The 379-nt window shown below is 26.1% G+C and carries 1 pseudogene; it reads right to left on the bottom strand.

The annotated features are described in order from the left end of the window. Positions 1 to 96: 96 nt before the first annotated feature. Positions 97 to 379: pseudogene (locus HUN22_RS17810) on the bottom strand (alpha/beta fold hydrolase); the annotation flags it as partial.

Genomic DNA, 379 nt, shown 5'->3' with positions numbered 1-379 from the left:
GTATATAAGTTCTTAACTATTTGATTCATAGCTAGTTTATTGTGATTAAAATTCCGCTAAAGACTAGTGTGTCTTTTTTGAAAAATCAATATTTTTTTAAATATTATATTTTTTTATATTTCTTAGTAGGTAATGATCTTTATTTTTCTCAATTATTAAATTAAAATTAGCTTTCCGCATAGAAATTTTTTTAAATGCTTGGGCTATCTCATAGGGGATTGGAGAATACTGGGTAACATTCTTAATTTCATAAAATCCTTTTGACTTTCCATCATTGGTTTTTGCTCCATCCAATTCACCATAAATGATTAATACCTCTCTTTTATAATCCATTAAGAAATGCCAAATTGATGATGAGTAAAAACTGTATGGCTTAGAA

Origin of the sequence: Acinetobacter lactucae, from assembly GCF_013344765.1 — a bacterium.
Taxonomy (GTDB): Bacteria; Pseudomonadota; Gammaproteobacteria; order Pseudomonadales; family Moraxellaceae; genus Acinetobacter; species Acinetobacter lactucae_A.
Note: the sequence above shows the minus strand (reverse complement) of the source record. Positions and strands in the feature narration are given on the sequence as shown.